The following is a 1,706-nucleotide window of genomic DNA, read 5'->3' as shown; positions in this document are numbered from 1 at the left end:
CGACCACCTCGACCAATGGCTCGACAACGAGCCCTACATCACCAACCGCGTCTGGCAACGCGTCGAAGTCCACCCCTTCCTCGTCCCCCCGCAATTCCTCACCCTCCTGCCCAAATACGCGGAAAGCGCCGCAGCCGGATAGGACGTCCATGCAGCCGACACCAGCCCCCCGCGCCGCCCTGCTGACCCTGTTGGTCACCAGCCTGGGATCGTTCATGGTCCTGCTGGACGGCTCGATCATCTTCGTCGCGCTCCCGGAGATCCAGCACGACCTCGACGCCCGGATCTCGGACCTGCAGTGGACGGTCGACGGCTACACCCTCCCCTTCGCCGCGCTGATGCTCACGGCCGGGACCGTCGGGGACCGGTTCGGGCGAAAACGCGCCTTCCTGGTCGGACTCGTGCTCTTCCTGGCCGGATCGGCGGTGTGCGGGTTCGCCCCGGGCGCGGCGTGGCTGGTCGCGGGGCGCGTGGTCCAGGGCCTCGGCGCCGCGGCCATCAACACCGGGAGCCTGGCGCTGCTGGTCTCGACGTTCACCGACCCCGCCGGGCGGGCCAAGGCGATCGGCATCTGGACCGCCGTGTCCGGGGTGTCGCTGGCGCTGGGGCCCCTGGTCGGCGGCGTGCTGATCGAGGCCTTCAGCTGGCAGGCGATCTTCCTGGTGAACCTCCCGATCGGTGCGCTGGCCCTGCTGCTCGGGGTGCCCGGCCTGGCCGAGTCCCGCAACCCCCAGGCGAGCCACCTCGACATCCGGGGGCAGGTCCTCGTCGTCGGAGGCCTGTTCTGCCTGGTCATGGGGCTCATCCAGGGAGAGGGCGCAGGCTGGGGCTCGCCTGTGATCCTGAGCCTGCTGATCGGCGCGGCCCTGCTGCTCGCCGCGTTCCTCGTGGTCGAGAAACGCGGCCGTGAACCGCTGCTCCCGCTCGACCTGTTCCGCGACCGCACCTTCAGCGCGGCGTGCACGGTCGCCGCCCTGCTCGGCTTCGTCATCGTCGGCGCCATGTTCTTCATGGCGCAGTACTTCCAGTCGGTCCAGGACCGCTCGGCGCTGGACGCGGGCCTGCGGCTGCTCCCGCTCACCCTGGGGATCTTCCTGTTCTCCCCGCCGGCCAGCCGCATCGCGGGCCGGATCGGCCCCCGGGCGCCGGTCATCGCCGGCGCCGTCGCGGTGACGGCGGGCTTCCTGCTGCTCACCGCCATCGAGCCCGCGTCGGCCTACGGCGCGGTGTGGTGGAGGCTGGCCCTGGTCGGCGCCGGCATCGGCTGCATGTTCGCACCGCTGACGCTGGCCGTGATGTCCTCCACCCCGCCGCAGCGCGCGGGCCTGGGCTCCTCGATGATCAACACCATGCGCATCACGGGGTTCACCGCCGGCGCCGCGGTGCTGGGCACGATCGTGCTGACGGGCTTCAAGGACCGGATCGCCGAAGCGCTGGCGGCCCTGGGCGTTCCCGCCGATGCGGGACGGGGGATCGCCGAGCAGGTCGGCGGAGCGGGTGCCCTCGCCGGACGCGGGGACCAGGGCTCCGCGGACCTCCCGGTCTCCGGGGAGCGGTTCGCCGCCGCGGTGGACGCGTCGTTCGTCGGCTCCATCCACGTCGTGTTCCTGGTGTGCGCCGGGTGCACGGTCGCCGCGGCGCTGATCACCGCGGTGTTCATGAAACGGGGGCGGCCGGAGGCCCCGGCCGCCCCGCCGCCGGGCGCG

At 72.5% G+C, this 1,706-nt stretch carries 1 protein-coding gene; it reads left to right on the top strand.

Features of this window, described 5'->3' with window-relative positions:
* Positions 1 to 149 precede the first annotated feature (149 nt).
* Positions 150 to 1,706: MFS transporter (locus tag C892_RS0128195; protein ID WP_026124696.1), on the top strand; the 1,557-nt coding region annotated here is incomplete at its 3' end.

The sequence above is a fragment of the Nocardiopsis baichengensis YIM 90130 genome (assembly GCF_000341205.1).
GTDB lineage: Bacteria > Actinomycetota > Actinomycetes > Streptosporangiales > Streptosporangiaceae > Nocardiopsis_A > Nocardiopsis_A halophila.
This window is presented reverse-complemented; position numbering and strand designations above follow the sequence as displayed.